The sequence below is a fragment of the Roseovarius indicus genome, from assembly GCF_008728195.1.
GTDB lineage: Bacteria > Pseudomonadota > Alphaproteobacteria > Rhodobacterales > Rhodobacteraceae > Roseovarius > Roseovarius indicus.
In genome coordinates, this window is the sequence record NZ_CP031598.1 from 3,848,463 (window position 1) to 3,863,665 (window position 15,203).

General features: G+C 56.9%; 15 protein-coding genes and 1 pseudogene. 12 read left to right on the forward strand and 4 right to left on the reverse strand.

Annotated features, from left to right (window positions below; translation table 11 throughout):
* The first annotated feature begins 54 nt into the window (after positions 1-54).
* The 5 genes from RIdsm_RS18555 to RIdsm_RS18570 all read left to right on the forward strand — a co-directional run bounded on the left by RIdsm_RS18555 (position 55) and on the right by RIdsm_RS18570 (position 6,456).
* Entirely contained in the window at positions 55-3,138 is a 3,084-nt protein-coding gene (locus tag RIdsm_RS18555) for a hypothetical protein (RefSeq protein WP_143100586.1), read from the forward strand.
* Positions 3,135-3,596 carry a response regulator gene (locus tag RIdsm_RS30400; protein ID WP_074940824.1) on the forward strand — a complete coding sequence of 154 codons (462 nt, stop codon included), beginning with the start codon at positions 3,135-3,137 and terminating at the stop codon, positions 3,594-3,596. Before RIdsm_RS18555 ends, RIdsm_RS30400 begins: the two co-directional genes overlap by 4 nt.
* A complete protein-coding gene (locus tag RIdsm_RS18565) occupies positions 3,593-4,822 on the forward strand; it encodes a phosphorylase family protein (protein WP_057821871.1) in 1,230 nt (409 codons plus the stop codon). The genes RIdsm_RS30400 and RIdsm_RS18565 overlap by 4 nt, the downstream gene beginning before the upstream one ends.
* A 511-nt stretch (positions 4,823-5,333) precedes the next feature.
* Positions 5,334-5,504 (forward strand): DUF6538 domain-containing protein, encoded by a 171-nt coding sequence (locus RIdsm_RS30865; protein ID WP_338049623.1) that lies wholly within the window; start codon positions 5,334-5,336, stop codon positions 5,502-5,504.
* A gap of 61 nt (positions 5,505-5,565) precedes the next feature.
* A complete protein-coding gene (locus tag RIdsm_RS18570) occupies positions 5,566-6,456 on the forward strand; it encodes a site-specific integrase (RefSeq protein ID WP_244955839.1) in 891 nt (296 codons plus the stop codon).
* Between the two features lie 15 nt (positions 6,457-6,471).
* Here the strand turns inward: RIdsm_RS18570 and RIdsm_RS18575 are convergent.
* Positions 6,472-7,619, reverse strand: a protein-coding gene (locus tag RIdsm_RS18575; RefSeq protein WP_143100588.1) for an IS3 family transposase whose coding sequence is annotated in 2 segments (ribosomal slippage) — positions 6,472-7,385 and positions 7,385-7,619 — 1,149 coding nt in all. Because the reading frame shifts where the segments join, the coding sequence is not laid out codon by codon here.
* Positions 7,620-7,732: 113 nt separating this feature from the next.
* Here RIdsm_RS18575 and RIdsm_RS18580 point away from each other — a divergent pair.
* Positions 7,733-8,083 carry a class I SAM-dependent methyltransferase gene (locus tag RIdsm_RS18580; RefSeq protein ID WP_151175228.1) on the forward strand — a complete coding sequence of 117 codons (351 nt, stop codon included), beginning with the start codon at positions 7,733-7,735 and terminating at the stop codon, positions 8,081-8,083.
* Between the two features lie 442 nt (positions 8,084-8,525).
* Positions 8,526-9,524 (forward strand): AGE family epimerase/isomerase, encoded by a 999-nt coding sequence (locus RIdsm_RS18585; protein ID WP_244955840.1) that lies wholly within the window; start codon positions 8,526-8,528, stop codon positions 9,522-9,524.
* Between the two features lie 157 nt (positions 9,525-9,681).
* Here RIdsm_RS18585 and RIdsm_RS30545 read toward each other — a convergent pair whose 3' ends face one another.
* The gene (locus RIdsm_RS30545; RefSeq protein WP_236553368.1) at positions 9,682-9,957 is read right to left on the reverse strand and encodes a hypothetical protein; all 276 of its coding nucleotides are present in this window, start codon (positions 9,955-9,957) and stop codon (positions 9,682-9,684) included.
* A 15-nt stretch (positions 9,958-9,972) separates the two neighbouring features.
* Here RIdsm_RS30545 and RIdsm_RS30895 point away from each other — a divergent pair.
* Both RIdsm_RS30895 and RIdsm_RS30550 read left to right on the forward strand, forming a co-directional pair.
* Positions 9,973-10,404, forward strand: a pseudogene (locus RIdsm_RS30895) (glycosyltransferase); the annotation flags it as partial.
* Positions 10,405-10,478: 74 nt separating this feature from the next.
* On the forward strand, positions 10,479-11,117 hold the full coding sequence (locus tag RIdsm_RS30550) for a glycosyltransferase family 2 protein (protein WP_057819007.1): 639 nt from the start codon (positions 10,479-10,481) through the stop codon (positions 11,115-11,117).
* Between the two features lie 70 nt (positions 11,118-11,187).
* Here the strand turns inward: RIdsm_RS30550 and RIdsm_RS18600 are convergent, their stop codons facing one another.
* Positions 11,188-11,556 (reverse strand): hypothetical protein, encoded by a 369-nt coding sequence (locus tag RIdsm_RS18600; RefSeq protein ID WP_057819009.1) that lies wholly within the window; start codon positions 11,554-11,556, stop codon positions 11,188-11,190.
* 171 nt (positions 11,557-11,727) lie between these two features.
* Here RIdsm_RS18600 and RIdsm_RS18605 point away from each other — a divergent pair, with 171 nt between their 5' ends.
* Positions 11,728-12,051, forward strand: a complete 324-nt coding sequence (locus RIdsm_RS18605; protein ID WP_143100537.1) for a hypothetical protein — start codon at positions 11,728-11,730, stop codon at positions 12,049-12,051.
* A 271-nt stretch (positions 12,052-12,322) separates the two neighbouring features.
* Entirely contained in the window at positions 12,323-13,012 is a 690-nt protein-coding gene (locus RIdsm_RS18610; protein WP_057819013.1) for a sulfotransferase family 2 domain-containing protein, read from the forward strand.
* Between the two features lie 13 nt (positions 13,013-13,025).
* On the opposite strand, the gene RIdsm_RS18615 is transcribed toward RIdsm_RS18610, so the two are convergent.
* Positions 13,026-13,769, reverse strand: coding sequence for a Hint domain-containing protein (locus RIdsm_RS18615; protein ID WP_160325874.1), 744 nt, complete (start codon positions 13,767-13,769; stop codon positions 13,026-13,028).
* 192 nt (positions 13,770-13,961) lie between these two features.
* Here RIdsm_RS18615 and RIdsm_RS18620 point away from each other — a divergent pair, with 192 nt between their 5' ends.
* The gene (locus RIdsm_RS18620; protein WP_236553369.1) at positions 13,962-15,191 is read left to right on the forward strand and encodes an acyl-CoA dehydrogenase family protein; all 1,230 of its coding nucleotides are present in this window, start codon (positions 13,962-13,964) and stop codon (positions 15,189-15,191) included.
* Positions 15,192-15,203 lie beyond the last annotated feature (12 nt).

Consider the following 15,203-nt stretch of genomic DNA (forward strand, 5'->3'; position numbering starts at 1 on the left):
CCGCTCGGATCCCGATTTGGCTAAAAATGTCACCAAATGTAGAAAGTAGAAGTTTTGCCATCTAAACGCTCCAAGAGAAAGCAGCAGCCAGAATATGTCCTTGCTATTCGAAATTATGGTGCCAGCCCTGCCACGCTTGAGAGTGCAATCGAAACTTTAAGTTCGGCTCAACTTGACCACTTCCTTCAGTGGAACTATCGACGTTATCGGCATGAAAGGATCTTTATTGGCCTTCGTCCAACGCGCCCACAACGTCTCGGTCGCTGGCGCGCTACTGAAATTAAGAGTGTGGGTACAGCTTTGTCTTGGGCAACCGCGATGTCCAGGCTCTTTGCTGAGGATATTGAGCTTAACAACACTCTTACAATGCGCATTCACGAGTTGGGACGTGATTTTGATGCGATATTCGAAGAACTTGATTCTAAGTATTACAGTAAGGCAATTAGTTTAACATCACTCTCTTCTATGCTGTTTTCCAGAGCTCAAAGTAAGGGATTAGACGATCAGAAAAGCTGGATATCCGACGCTCTCCTTGTAAAATCTTCAACTTTCAGCAACGTGCTTTTTTATTTCAAGGGCATCGCATCGGAAGGTGGGCGTGATCCTCTGGACATAATGGACACATTGCATACCCAACTCTTCAGTCACATTGAAAATGATGGCTTGGCCATGGCAATTTACATTTCAACCTTGCCCATGCCGATATCGCTTGAGGCCTTCAGGGTAATAATGTGTTATATCTCTGGGGAAGCGGCAGTTGACCAATACGAAATGGCAGTCAACGCGGTGACTTCAAGCTTGCTGAGCAACGTTAAAGATTTTCATTTTGAGGTACGGCAGCTGCTAAAGCTTATGGAGCGCTGTGGAGACTGGCGCGCGAAGGCAATCGAAAATCTTATAAACAACAGTTCATCAAGTAAAATTAGCGTACCGCTCACCTGTTTGCAATCTGTGCGCCTTCTTCAGGAAAATACTGGAACAACTGATCCTGCCAGAATTACAGATCGAGAATTCCGCACCCAGCTGGCTGACTGTTTCCTCCTTTCCTCAAATACTCCAGACGCATATTTGGCACTGTCTCATTACATCACAAGATATGCTACAAACGTCGACGAGTATTTGCAGGGGGTGTCTAAGCGCGAAGTTGCAATACAGTACTTCGAGCGAGAAGGACACCGTATTGGGACACGTACCGCTCTATCCTTAAACTTTGACGCTTTGGCCTGCCAAACGAGGCGTGAAAAAGATCTGATCGAGCGCCGAGAGCTCTTCAAGCTCGCATGCCTACTAGGAATTTCGGAAGAAAAGCTCCTCGAGCTTTTGTTACTCCTTTACGATGAAACACGAGGTAATCAGGCAGTTACGACGTATTTCCCAGTTGATCAGTTGTTAGATATAATTACAGACGACGACGTCGCAGAAATTGCAATCGACCCCAAAGTAGCGTCCGCCCTAGCGTCCATTTCGGACACCATGGGGGAAGATGGAATAAGCTTGCAGTTTTTGGCAGTCGACCAGTACCTCGAAGCAAATGGGGTACGAAAGCCTAGTGAAATTGAAGAGATAGACGAAGATGTCGAAAACTTCCTTTACGAAGCCTGTAGTATTGAGTGCATTAAGCAAAGCTTAGAGTTTGAATCTAGTTCCGAGGTGGAGGAAGAGCGCCTTCGGATTCTTTACAACCTGAGAGCACTTAAATCAGCGAGAGAGCAGCAATATGAGGCCGACATTCATAAGATTGTTGGTCAACAAACAGTTGACGAGCTTCTAAAGCGTTATGAAGTGGGAAAGATTCACTGCGATGAGCGAGAAATAAAAATTTGGGCAAGAGAGACTCTTACCGCGAGATACATTAGATTGAGAGACTACATCGGAGCGGGGATGCTACCGGTAGAGCGCGAGTCTGATATCGAATTCATTTCGCACATTTCAGAGGGTCGAGCGGGATCATTCGTGTTCAAAGTCCCGAGTAGTGATGCTTACAACATTGCTCGCTCAATTATTGAGGAGCTCCTGCAGAAATACTCACTGGACCCTCGACATGGAATTGATTCGTATTTGAGCTTGGGCATGAGGCATGGTGCTTTGATCGACCATCTAAGAAGCCCATTGTCTAGCAACCAAATGATTACATCCAAGACAGTTTCTGGATATGAACCCTCTGAATACTGGAAGCACACTTTTGCGCTGAGCGGTGATCCTGATATTGGGGAATTGGTCTCTGAAAAATTGATCGAGTTTTCAGAAAAATATGACAAAAAGCTGAAAGCTCTTAAAGATGATCTAATCCAGGTAAAGCGAACGGAGAAGCCAGAAGGCATTATCGATTTGGATTGGAGTGACGGAGAAATTCTGGCATTCATGCCGACTTTTATCCGACTGGAAAGTCTGGATGAAACCTTAGATGAGTTCTCGCAATACTATTGGCAGTTGACAGAGGCCAGACTTGCCCCCTCTCGCCGATACATTCTCAACGAAGTCAAAGCAGACCTCTTTAAGCTTATCACAGAGCTCGAACAGGAGTTACAAGATGCTTCAGGATATCAGCGACTAGGTCCTTTTACTGATCAAGTAATGCGCGCTAAAGACGAGCTTAGCTCGGCGCTGGAGGAGCTTGCTACTTGGCACAATGTGGCAAAATCTACAGATAAAGAGCCGATCTCTCTGCCTGACATCATCTCGGCATCTGAGAAGATCGCAAGAAGGCTACATCCGTCGTTTGAACCGACCGTAACGATTTCTGGAGACAAGGAGGTGAGCCTTTCGTCATCTCTGAATATACTAATTGAAGTCTTCAAGGCACTATATATCAACGTTTGCGTTCATTCAGGTGTAACGCGTCCAAAAGTAATTATAGAGATCTCGTCTGAAGACCCCAAAGCGCTCATTGTCACATTCAAGAGTTCTTGTCGCGACACGCATGGTGCTCAAGCGGCTGCGGAGATGGCCCAAGAAAGAATAATGAGTGGCGAGTACGAGGACAAGCTTTCCACCGAAGGTGGCTCAGGTTTGCCGAAAGTTGCTAGAGCGACGGTGAGCGATGGTAAACCTCAAACAACGGTTTGGGTTGATAAAGACAAGCGACTGTTTTGCGTCAAGATGTCTTTCGTACTAATCAATTTGAACGGGGATCCATGAGAACGCTTTTGGTGGAAGATAATTTCAATAAACGAAAGTCTATATCGGAATTCTACGCTCGGGAGTTCCCAAAGGACGAGTTGTTTTCTGAGGACTCCCTAATTGGAGGGCTTCGGCATGCGAGAGACTCGCACCCAAACCTAATACTTCTAGATATGTCTCTTCCTTACCACTCAAGCGGAAAGCAAGGCGCAGGCACAGCCGATATGAGAGCGTTTGCTGGCAAGGAGTTTTTGCGAAGGGTGCGAAGAATGCGCTTTGACACAAAAGTCTTAGTTGTCTCAATGTTCGAAACCTTTGGTCTGGCCCCAAACATCACCACACTGACCGATTTAGATGCTGAGATGAAAGACAAGTATCCACAACTTTACTTCGGAGCAGTCCATTTCTCGCCAACTGATGAAAATTGGCAGGAAAGTATTCGAGAATTTAGGTTGTCCATGGAAGGCGAATTATGAAGATTTTGCTTGTCGATGACGACAACGCTAAGGTTGTTGAAGTTGCAAAAGTTGTGGAAGATGCAGGGATAGATACTTCTGACATTGACGTTGCAACAACCGCAGCCACCGCTCTCAAGTTCCTTGAAGCGAAAACTTACGATCTATTGATTGTTGATCTCGTTCTTCCAAGACGTGTCGGTGAGCCTCCTATTGCCAACGGAGGGGCTCAGTTGGTGGAAAACGTCCATCGATCAGATAGGGTTCGCATTCCAGAGTTTATCGTCGGCCTTACCGCCGATAGCGAGGCCCTAGCGAAGTCACGCATGTCTTTTTCAAACCTCCTTTGGAGTATAGAGCTTTCAGGCCACGATCAGTCGCAATGGAAAGTGAGGCTACAGCAGAAATTGCAGCACTTGCGCAGTCGGGAGCAGCAGCGTGAGCCAGTTGGTTTTGCGGGAGTTGACTGCGATGTGCTCTTTGTGTGTGCATTGCCAGAACCCGAGCTCTCGGAACTTCACAAGGCATCTAACGCGAAGTGGGAGCAATGCACTTTTGAATTCGACTCGAACCTTTACTGGAGGGCGACGCTAGAGACTGATGGCAAGACGATTAATGCCTATAGCACCAGCCTACCCCAGATGGGATTGGTATCAGCTTCTACTACAGTTTCACAGGCGGTCCGAACCCTCAGCCCTGAGCTAGTTATCATGTCGGGGATCTGTGCCGGCCGCAAAGGAGATTGCGAACTTGGAGATGTAATCGCTGCAAGCGTCACTTGGGACTACGGTAGTGGAAAATTTATAGAAGAAGAGGATGGGGTTTTCTTTGAGCCGGCGCCTGTCCATGTTCTTGTAGATGCAAAGGTTCAAACATCCATAACGAGTATTTGCGCGAATGTTGAACTAATCAGAGAATTCTACGTTTCCTGCCCGGGTTTTCGTCCTCCACATCCATCAAAAATGCACTTTGGCCCTATGGCGTCTGGAGCCGCTGTTCAGAACTACAAAGAGTTCTTCAGCGGCGTTGCGGACCAGAATAGAAAAATTCTTGGTGTGGACATGGAGGCTTTCGGTGTTGCTTGGGCATGTCACCAAAGTGTCGCGCCCTGTCCCAAATGGCTTGTAGTGAAAGGGGTGGCCGATTTCGCCGATGGCTCAAAAAACAATGAGTATCAGTCGTATTCCTCATTCATGAGTGCGAAAGTCGCTATCGAAGTAGCCTTTCAGACGCTGCCAGCTCTTTGATGAGGCTTCGGCCGCATTGCCTTAGCGTCTGAACCGCCCTTCGGTATTCCCCCCACGCGAGCCTCGGGAGCCTCCCGCCGGTCAGTTTTGTGGCAAAGAGGGGGCTGGCAACCTGCGCCGCGTAGTCTCGGAAATCAACATTCGGCCTCCCCGAAAGTTTCGAGGAGAATCTGGTCGCAGATCAATTACACTAACATGCGCCCCCGAGGGCCTCAAAATGTGTCCACCTGTTCCAGAAACCTTTTTAGAGAAAGCCCAGATGAGTGGTCCATTAACAAAGGTTAGATAGCAAGAGCACGTAAAATGACTCTGCAAAAAAACTGATTGGATTCCCGATTGTCATAGTTAGGTTCCAGTGGTGCAAACAGGGGTATTTACATAATTTACTGCACCACAAACCATTGTTTTCAAAAAACTAGTGATGCCTTTTTGTTGCCGCCCCCGGCACCACTTCCTCAGCTAAGACATTGGTTTTGCTCCAGCTTTTAACAGCTACTAGGAGCCGTAGACCATGTCGGAGACCATTTCACGCCCCTTCACCTTCGTGAAAGACGGGATTTTCTACTTCAGCCGCCGCATATCGAAAGAACTGAGATGCCACTACACGTCATCTCGAATAGCGTTTTCACTTCGTACGAGGTCAGCAAAAATCGCGGAAACGAGGGCGAGAAAAGGCTGCTGATCGACTTGATGAGTACTGGTATCACCTGAGATCGCTCGCCACCGAACTCCCCGGCAAACACATGCTGAGACAGGAGCGAGTGGAGGGGTCTGGTACCAATGTCCAACCAGCTGACGTGTCTCCGTCATCTGTACTTCTGTCAGAAGCTGTAGGAATTTACCTGCAGCTCAAAGGCAAGGGTCGCCCTGAGACCTTCCACAGAGCCGCTGAAAGGGCATGTGGATATGTCATCGATACTTGTGGCGACAAACACCTCGGCGCTTATACCAAAGCAGATGCAAATGCCTTTCGCGATGCGCTGATCGCTCGCGGTCTCGCTGGCACCAGCATCACCCGAGTTTTTGGCACCGTCAGATCGGTGACGAATTTCGCCGCGAGTGAACAGGGTCTCTCGCTGAACAACCCATTTGCTGGAGTGTACTACGACCGGACAGCAGGCGTGTCAGATCGCATCTCGGTTCCGACAGATGCCCTCGCCAAGGTGCAACGTGAGTGCCGCGTCATTGACGATGACCTCCGTTGGCTCGTGTCGCTCGTGTCGGACACAGGGATGCGCTTGGCCGAAGCAGCAGGGCTGACCAAGGAGGACATCACTCGGGAAGCAGATGGCTCGCTATTTGCTCGGGTGCGCCCACACCCTTGGCGGCGCCTCAAGACGAAAGGCAGTGAGCGCGATGTTCCTTTGGAAGGCGAAGCCCGTTGGGCTGCAGAACGCTTTCTTGCACAGGAGAACTCGTCCACTTTCGCATTTCCTCGGTACAACAAGACAGACACGACGAACGCCAATGCCGCCAGTGCTGCATTGAACAAACGGATGAAAGAGTACGTGCCTGAAGGATGCACCATGCACGGCTTCCGTCACGCCATGCGCGATCGCCTGAGAGCCGCTGAGTGTCCAGCGACATCGTGGACCAGATCGGCGGCTGGCAGACAGATGGGATTGGCCATGTGAGGTGCCCCTAGTTTCCTAGACACCTGCCTGGTTCAGTTTCTGCTGCCTGATTTCGAAGTCAACGGTCGACAGCATGCCGTTGTTCGTATGCTTGCGCTTCGGGTTGTAGAAGAGTTCGATATATTCGAACAAGTCCTGCCTTGCCGCTTCTCTGGTGGGATAGGTGCGACGTTTGACGCGCTCCCGTTTCAGCAACTGGAAGAAGCTTTCGGCGACCGCGTTGTCATGGCAATTGCCGCGTCGGCTCATGCCGGGTTCCAGGTTGTGCTGGCGGAGAAACGTTTGCCACTCCCGACTGGTGAACTGGGAACCTAGATCGGAATGCACCATGATCTGGTCAGTGGGCTTTCGGCGCCAGACGGCCATCAATAGTGCCTGTAGGGCCAGGTCCGTGGTCATGCGGGACTGGGCGGACCAACCGACCACGCGGCGCGAAATCAGATCGATGGCGACGCATAGGTACAGCCAGCCTTCATGGGTCTTGATGTAGGTGATGTCGGTCACCCAGACCTGATCGGGCTGAGACGCATCGAAGCGCTGCTCCAGCCTGTTCTCGGCGACTACCGCAGGCTTTCCGCCATATCGGCCGGGACGACGCTTGTAGCCCACCTGAGCAGTGATCCCGGCCAGCGACGCCAACCGGGCACCACGATTCTCCGAGATGAGTTCACCCTGGTCTCGCAGATCGTCGGTCAGCTTGCGGTAGCCGTAGACCTTGCCGCTGTCGGCCCAAGCCTGTCGGATCAGCTCCGTCTGACGCCCATCCTCCTGCGCACGATGGCTTAACGGTACCTTAAGCCATGCATAGAACCCGCTGAAATGGACCCGCAGCACCCGGCACATGGCCCGGACGCCGAACTCTGCGCGATGCGCCGGGATGAAGGCGTACTTCATTGGGACCCTCGCGCGAAGTACACCGTTGCCTTTGTTAGGATGTCGCGCTCCTCGGTCACCTTGGCCAACTCGCGCTTCAGCCGCCGGCTCTCAGCTTCATGATCCACGCCGGGCTTTGGAACCGGCTCCGCGAACGGCTTCAGCCACTTGTAAAGAGAATGCGTGCTGACGCCCAAACGCTGCGACACCTCTCGAACCGGATACCCCCGCACGGTGATCTGATGCACCACGTCCCGCTTGAACTCATCACTGTAATTGCTTGTCCCCATGTCGGCCTCCTCGCCTAAAAGTAAAGGGGGCAAAGCGTCTACAAATCTAGGGGCACCTCACAGACCCAACAGTGACTGTGCACTGTATCGACCCTTGGGAGCACGCGGCATGGATGGACAAGGTGAAAGCCGAGTTCGACGCACCCGATCTGAGCCCGGAGGTGTTTGCCGAAAACGTCAAGGATTGCCCGAACATAACTCAGCACAAAGGATATTCCCCCAAGGACTTCCTCGACTGGTCTGAGCCTGTGGATTTGTTCTTTGACGACGCCGTTCACACGAATCCGATTTTTCTGGAGAACCTTCAGCACTGGGGGAAACTGGTCAAATCGGGCGGGATCGTCTCAGGACACGATTTCGACCCCAACCATTACGACATAATGACCGAGGTATCGCGGCTCGCAAAACGCTGGAAAACCGAGCTTCACGTCCTTGGCGCGGTGTGGTGGATCAAGAAGCCGTAAGTGGCGTCCTCAGCTGATTGGCCACGCGAGCGGAACGCACATGGGATTCACGGCTACGACCGGCTTGGATTTCGCACCTTCGCTTGGAGGAGTCCGCGCGCTGCTCCACTGGAAAGCGGCATGATCCTGCCATAAAAAGCGCCACGTCGTCGAAAGCAGTCGATCTCCGGGCAGGAATTCAAAGATAACCGGTGATCTTTCCACCATTCGCCATTGGTGGTGCAGATTTGCTTGCTTTAGTATGTCTGTCACGTCATGAGTACTCTCGTTTACGAGACCGTCGACGGCATTTGCAAGAAACAGGTGATTGTTTGTGGAGAATCATCCGATCAGCAATTGGTTGGTAAACCGTGCATTCCCCTTATGGTCCGGCAAAGGGCTGGACAGGTCGAGCGGCCTTGCCTGGGAAGCGCTCGATCACGACGGTCAGCCCCTCGAAGACATGACCAAGCGCCTTCGCGTGCAGGCGCGTCAGGCCTATTGCTTTGCGACCGGCGCCGCCCTTGAACCCGGGCTGGCCGATCTCGGCGACACCGCGCGCGCCCTGTTCGCGACCCTCCTCGACAAGGGCATCCACCGCGACACCGGCCACCTGGCGGCGCAGTTCCATCCCGACGGCACGATCCGGTCGGCGCCGAACGATCTCTATGACGTGGCCTTCGTGTTGCTGGCGGCCTCCGCCCTGATCCGGCTGGGCTACGACATGGCGCCCGAACTGGCCCAGGCAGAGGCCATGCTGGCCCGGCTCAAGGCGCCCAAGGGCTGGCACGAATGCGGCACCGGCGCCGGGATACGCCGCCAGAACCCCCATATGCACCTCTTCGAATGCGCGACCGCGCTGTACGACGCGACCGGCGAGCCGCGGTTCAAGGCCATCGCCGACGAATGCCTCGACCTCTTCCGCACCGTGTTCCTGCAACCCGACGGCTCGGTCTTCGAGCGCTTCGAGCCGGACTGGCAGCCGCGCGTCGCCGATCAGGTGGTCGAACCGGGCCACATGACCGAGTGGATCTTCCTGATCGACGCCTACGAAGAGGTCACCCGCCAGGACACCGGGGTCGATCTCGCCCGCATCTTCGACACGGCCTGGGCGGCGCGCGATGGCTCGGGCGCCCTGCCCGACCACTCGGTTCCGCGGGCCACGACGCGCCGCTGCTGGCCGCAGACCGAGCTGCTCAAGGCCTCGATCGTGCTCGAGCGCCGTGGCCATGCCCTGCCCGGTGGCGCCGACCCGGAATCGATCCTCGCCATGCTTCGGCGTGACTATCTCGACGTGCCGGTCACGGGCGGCTGGTATGACAAGCGCACCACCGATGGCGACCTGGTCTCCGACATGATGCCGGCCTCGACCTTCTATCACATCCTGGTCGCCGTCCGGATGTTTCTCGAACGCGAAGAGGCGCTTGCCGCCGAACCGCCCGCGCTGAGAACGCAGGCGTGACGACACCCGCCGCACATTGCGCCGGACACGCCGCGCCTGTCACACCGTCGCGGCACGGGTAAGCCGACCTTTGGTTGCCGATGAGAAAAGGCGGGCGCTCGTCCACGTTCCCGACCCGCGGAAAGGCGGCCTTCCGGAACCGCTCCTGAAGGCGCTGTCAAACTCCTTCGATTGCCGCGCTGGTACGCTGACAGACGCGCTCATCCTTCCCGATGACGGGTCCGCGCCGCCCGTGGTGCTGCTCCACCGCGTCGATGGCCTGCCCGCGCCGGGCGCAGCCGGTGACCTGCCGCAGCGGCTGAGGCGCTTCGTCCGTGCGGGCGGCGTGCTGGTCTGGTCCGACCCGCACATCACGGCCGATGTGCCCTACCCCTTCCGGTCGACCGACGAGACAACGCTTCGCGAGCTCACCGGTCTCGCCCTCGTCCTTCATGTGGGTGACGAGGCCATGAAAGCGCGGCTCGTATCCGAAAAGGCCGTCTCGCCGCACAAGATCATCGTCCAGCCCCCAAGCGAGCCCGGCGCGCTCGCCGCCGCGATCGCCCGGCGTGTCGAGATCGCCTCGCGGTCCACCCCCGTCGAGATCGCTTTCGAGGACGAACCGCGTCAGGCCCTGCTCTGCGGGCGTCCCTTCCCGCCGTCCGCACCCGGCCGAACCGCCATCCTGATCCTGAACTACTGCTCGCTACAGGATACCGTGCGCCTCGTCGCCTCGCTCGAGGCGTCGGGCGATCAGGATTTCGACATCTACCTGATCGACAATGCCTCCCCGGACACGTCACGCCATGAGCTGGCCGCCCGAGTCCCGCGGGCCCACGTGATCAGCCTGCCGGAAAACCTCGGCTATGCCGCGGGCAACAACGCCGCGATGCGCCTGATCGACGGTATCGGCTACGAATTCCTCTGGATCCTGAACCCGGATATCGTCACCCCCCCGACGCGCTCGAAAAATTCGTGGCCGCCGCGGGGGCCCACCCCGAGTGGTCGATCTTCGGCCCGGTCATCAGCCGCAGCAGCAACCCCAGCCGCGTCGCCTCTGCCGGCTGTTCGATCTCGAAAGAGAACGGGGTCTCGATCACGCAGGTCAATGCCCGGGCCTACGCGGCTAAACTGCCGCCCGCGCCCTACCGCGCCGATTTCATCACCGGCGCGGCCATCTTCCTCCGCCGAAGCGTACTCGCCGAGATCGGCCACCTGCCCGAGCGCTACTTCCTCTATTTCGAAGAAACCCAATGGCTGCTCGAGGCGGCGCAAAAGGGCCACCCCAGCATCGTCCTGCCGACCATAAAGCTGGTGCACCACCAGAAATCCCACGTCGGCGGTCTGCCCGCGCCCTACTACCTCTACTACTTCATGCGTAGCGCCCTGCTCTTCGGCCATGCGATGGAGGGGTATGACGCCGATGCAATCCTCGACAACCTGCGCGACGGCTTCCTGCAAAACTGGTTTGCCCGGATCAGCGAAAACGCGCCCGACAAACTGACCTTCTACAAAGGCCTCGTGGATCAGGCGATCGCCGACGGGAAGGCTGGCAGAAGCGGGCGGGTCGACCTTGAGGCGATCGAGCAAGTTGCCAAGCGCAAGGAGTCATAGAGGGCACGCGGTCGGGTCGTTACGCTAAAACGGGATCCGAAGCGACTCAGACCATTCAGCCTGTGGCTAATCAAACCGTGTATCCGAGTGCGCGCGTGGGCTCCGCGAAACGTTCGTTAAACCTTTCGAGCATAACATCCGTGAACTGTGTCTCCCATTGTGCGACGGCTCCATTCGTAACGTGAGAAGGTTTGTTTTCCTTCAGTCCGCCGAACAGCGCATTCTTCCAAAACACCTCTCTGCCAATCTTTACTTCTTCATCGGTAAAACCAAGCCGATCCAGCAATCCACCGAAGAAGGTCGTTTCGTAGTCCTGAATCAAATCTTCGTACTTTACCGTTTCAATCGTGGAATCGAATTCGAAATTGGCCATAGTCATGATTTGCTGACCGCTCGAGTTATCCATTTCAAAGCTGAGCTGGTCTTCGAAGGTCTCCAACGCATTGATGGCCTCTGAGTAGGTCTTACCACCGAATTTATCCGATGGCCGGTGAAGCCACGGTTCGTCAGAGCGAGTATGGTATCAGGCTGCAGAGAGTATCAGGTCCCTGGGGTCGCGAACCACGCGGAACCCTCTCAAACCACTAAAGTGTTTGTTCGGCAACTTTGAGTGACTTTCGAAAAAAACGCACAACTTGCCCACGGCCTCAGCCTCTTTGATGCTGTCGCGCATGATGACTGCGAGCTTGGCCTTGTCGTTCCCCCATTTCATCACATGATTGCTGGCGTTGTAAAAATTGCCATTGGAAACAGCACGCATCAAATGCGTGAAAACTTTCCTCATCCAGACGGTTCCGGACTTGTGGTATGTGCCGACGAAAACATGGTTTTGCATAAGAGCATACATGTCTATGACAATGTTTGCCGTCAAGCCTTCAATACTCTTCGGAACAACCTTGCTTCCACCGGACAAGGCGGGGCGGTGTACCTCTGACTTTGCGTCAAGACACGCACGCCAAAGAATGGGTCCAGGCCGCCGGTAAGAAACCTCGAAACCAATTTGTTTGACAGTGCGTATTTCATGGACACTTGGCGAGCCAAATCTCTCCGCTGACTGTTACGACAGCTATTCATGTGGGCTTTCCCTGCATGAGCGTGGCCCGATTCAAGCATTGTGCGCTCTTTGCCGCTACATCTTTCCTGACATTTTGCATGCCGCGTTCTAGAAGTACGGTTAGTAGATGAAAATGACCTGAAACTGCCCCATGCCCATCGCCACAATCTCTGCAAAACTGGTCTACTTCGCGCATGTCCCCCGCTGCGGCGGCACGTCGGTCGAGAACTACCTGCGCGGCCGGTTCGGGCCGCTCGCCCTGCTCGACCGACAGTTCATCGCCGATCCGCTGCTGCGCACGTGGTGCCGCTCCTCGCCCCAGCACATGGAAGCGGCGGTGCTCGACCGTCTCATCCCGCCGGCCTTCTTCGCGGCGACATTCGCGCTGGTGCGCCACCCCGCCGACCGGCTCGCGAGCGTCTTTCGCTTCCAGCGCGACATCGAACGCACGATCGACCCCGCCACCGGCTTCACCACATGGCTGGACGGGCTGCCCAAACGCCTCGCCGAAGACCCGTTCCACCTCGACAACCACCTCCGCCCGATGACCGATCTTGTCCCCGCCAACGCGGTCATCTTCCGGCTGGAGAACGGGATGGAACCGGTACTGACCTGGATCGACGAGCTTGCTGGCGACACGCGCGGCGCCCGGAAGATGCCAACGGCCAACAGCCACGCCGACCGGCTCGCCGCGCAGGAGACCGAGCCCCTGCCCGCCCCCGAGCTGACCGACGATGCGCTTGATATCATCGCCCGGCTCTACGCGACGGATTTCGAGCGTTTCGGCTATGATCCGGAAAAAGCTGAACTCTCGCCTGCCGCGGCCAACCCGCCGGCCTGAGGCGGGCGCCCGGTCACACCTGCCGCGCCTGCGCGACTTCCATGACCGACAGGCAATGCCGCGCCGGCTCCTGCGCAGTGGCCGCGGCGCGGTCGCCCGGCCGTGCCAGCGAAGCGCCGACACCCTCGGCCCCGGCCGCCGACAGCTCGCGCAGCAGGCGCGTCGTCAGCCGCAGGCTTTCCGTCCAGGTGTTCTCGGTCAGGATCACCTCGTGCTTTTCCAGCAGCAGGTGCACATAGCCGACCGCCGCAACCACCGGCCGGTCGACACCCGGCAGACCCGTCAGCGCCCGCGCCTCGATCAGCGCCTCGGGCTCGCCAAGACTGCGCAGAAGGTCCGGATCCGTGCTCAGCACCCGGTGCCCGGGCGAGACCACCATGTCGCGTTCCGGCTGACCCGGCCCGAGCGCGCCCGCGCGAATCCGCACCGGCGCCGCGTCTCGCGGCGCATCGCTCAGCGCCGCACGGCGCATCCCGCGCCACACCACCGGCTGAAAGCCGCGATCCCGGGTCAGAAGCTTGTCCCCCGGCCGCACCGTCTCGACCGCGCGCTTGCCGCCGAGCGTCGTCACCATCGTGCCGGGGGTAAAGCACGGCACGACCCGGTCGGCGACGGTTTCCACCCGCCGGTCGCCCAAGGCGCCGGCCGCTGTCGTATATTCGCCTGTCGTGTACTCGCCCGCACCAAGGGCATCCACACCCTCGGCATGCACCGGCATCGCCTTTGCCCTGAACACCTGCTTCACCTCTTGAGACATCAACCGCATCGGCAGTTGATCTGTATCAGCGCGGCCTTCTGCTCGCCCGACGAAACTAGGATCGGTTTGTGGCGGGAATAGGAACTTCTCGGGGATACGAGTTGACATTATGGCGACAATCCTGCCGAAACCGTTAAGACATGGGCCCGGCACAACCGGGCAGGAATGCGCAGGAATATGAGAGGCGAGGACATGGATTTTTCAATCAGGCCAGAGATCAGGGAGTTGCTCGACAGGGTGTCCACCATGGTCCGCGACGAGATCGCCCCGCTCGAGGCCGAGTATCAGGCCGAGATCGGCAAGGGCGACCGCTGGCAATATACCGAACGCCAGGCCGAGATCCTCGAAGGGCTCAAGGCCCGCGCCAAGGCGGCCGGACTCTGGAATTTCTGGCTCACCGACAGCGACCGGGGCTTTGGCCTCACCACCGTCGAATACGCCTATTTCGCCGAGGAGATGGGCAAAACCCCGATGGGCGCCGAGGTGTTCAACTGCAACGCCCCCGACACCGGCAACATGGAAGTCTTCGAACGCTACGGCTCGCCCGAGCTGAAAGACCGCTGGCTCACCCCGCTGCTCGAAGGCGAGATCCGCAGCGCCTACCTGATGACCGAACCCCAGGTCGCCAGCTCGGACGCCACCAATATCGAAATGTCCTGCGTGCGCGACGGCGACGACTACGTGCTCAACGGCGAGAAATGGTGGGCCACCGGCGCCGGCGATCCGCGCTGCAAGGTCTACATCGTCATGGTCAAGACCGGCGGCGAAGACACCTCCAAGCACAAGCGCCACTCCATGATCGTCGTGCCCGCCGATACGCCCGGCGTCGAAAAGCTCCGCCCGATGGAGGTCTACGGCCATGACGACGCGCCCCACGGCCACATGCATTTCCGCTTCACCGACGTCCGCGTGCCCGCAGGCAACATGCTCCTCGGCGAAGGCCGCGGCTTCGAGATCGCCCAGGGCCGCCTCGGGCCGGGCCGCATCCACCACTGCATGCGCGCCATCGGCCAGGCCGAATCGGCGCTCGAACTGATCTGCCGCCGCGGCATCGAGCGCGAGGCCTTCGGCAAACCCCTCGTCCAGCTCGGCGCCAATTACGACATAATCGCCGAATGCCGGATGGAGATCGAACAGGCCCGCCTGCTCTGCCTCAAGGCCGCCTGGATGATGGATCAGGGCGACGCGCGCGCCGCCGCGCCGTGGATTTCCCAGATCAAGGTCGTGGCGCCCCGCGTCGCGCTCAAGGTGGTCGACGAGGCGGTGCAGCTCTTCGGCGGCCAGGGCGTCAGCCAGGACGTGCCGCTCTCGGCCATGTGGACCCACCTGCGCACCCTGCGCCTCGCCGACGGGCCCGACGCGGTGCACCGCCGGCAGGTCGCCCGGACCGAGCTGAAGAAATACACCCAGCAGAAGATGTGAGGCGCGGAAGAA

What these genes read in the sequence shown, in the direction of transcription:
- RIdsm_RS30400 (WP_074940824.1), top strand. Translation starts at nt 3,135, where the DNA reads ATGAGAACGCTTTTGGTGGAAGATAATTTCAATAAACGAAAGTCTATA.
- RIdsm_RS18565 (WP_057821871.1), top strand. Translation starts at nt 3,593, where the DNA reads ATGAAGATTTTGCTTGTCGATGACGACAACGCTAAGGTTGTTGAAGTT.
- RIdsm_RS30865 (WP_338049623.1), top strand. Translation starts at nt 5,334, where the DNA reads ATGTCGGAGACCATTTCACGCCCCTTCACCTTCGTGAAAGACGGGATT.
- RIdsm_RS18570 (WP_244955839.1), top strand. Translation starts at nt 5,566, where the DNA reads ATGCTGAGACAGGAGCGAGTGGAGGGGTCTGGTACCAATGTCCAACCA.
- RIdsm_RS18580 (WP_151175228.1), top strand. Translation starts at nt 7,733, where the DNA reads ATGGACAAGGTGAAAGCCGAGTTCGACGCACCCGATCTGAGCCCGGAG.
- RIdsm_RS18585 (WP_244955840.1), top strand. Translation starts at nt 8,526, where the DNA reads ATGACCAAGCGCCTTCGCGTGCAGGCGCGTCAGGCCTATTGCTTTGCG.
- RIdsm_RS30545 (WP_236553368.1), bottom strand. Translation starts at nt 9,957, where the DNA reads ATGAAGGACGAGGGCGAGACCGGTGAGCTCGCGAAGCGTTGTCTCGTC.
- RIdsm_RS18610 (WP_057819013.1), top strand. Translation starts at nt 12,323, where the DNA reads ATGCCCATCGCCACAATCTCTGCAAAACTGGTCTACTTCGCGCATGTC.
- RIdsm_RS18615 (WP_160325874.1), bottom strand. Translation starts at nt 13,769, where the DNA reads ATGTCTCAAGAGGTGAAGCAGGTGTTCAGGGCAAAGGCGATGCCGGTG.
- RIdsm_RS18620 (WP_236553369.1), top strand. Translation starts at nt 13,962, where the DNA reads ATGGATTTTTCAATCAGGCCAGAGATCAGGGAGTTGCTCGACAGGGTG.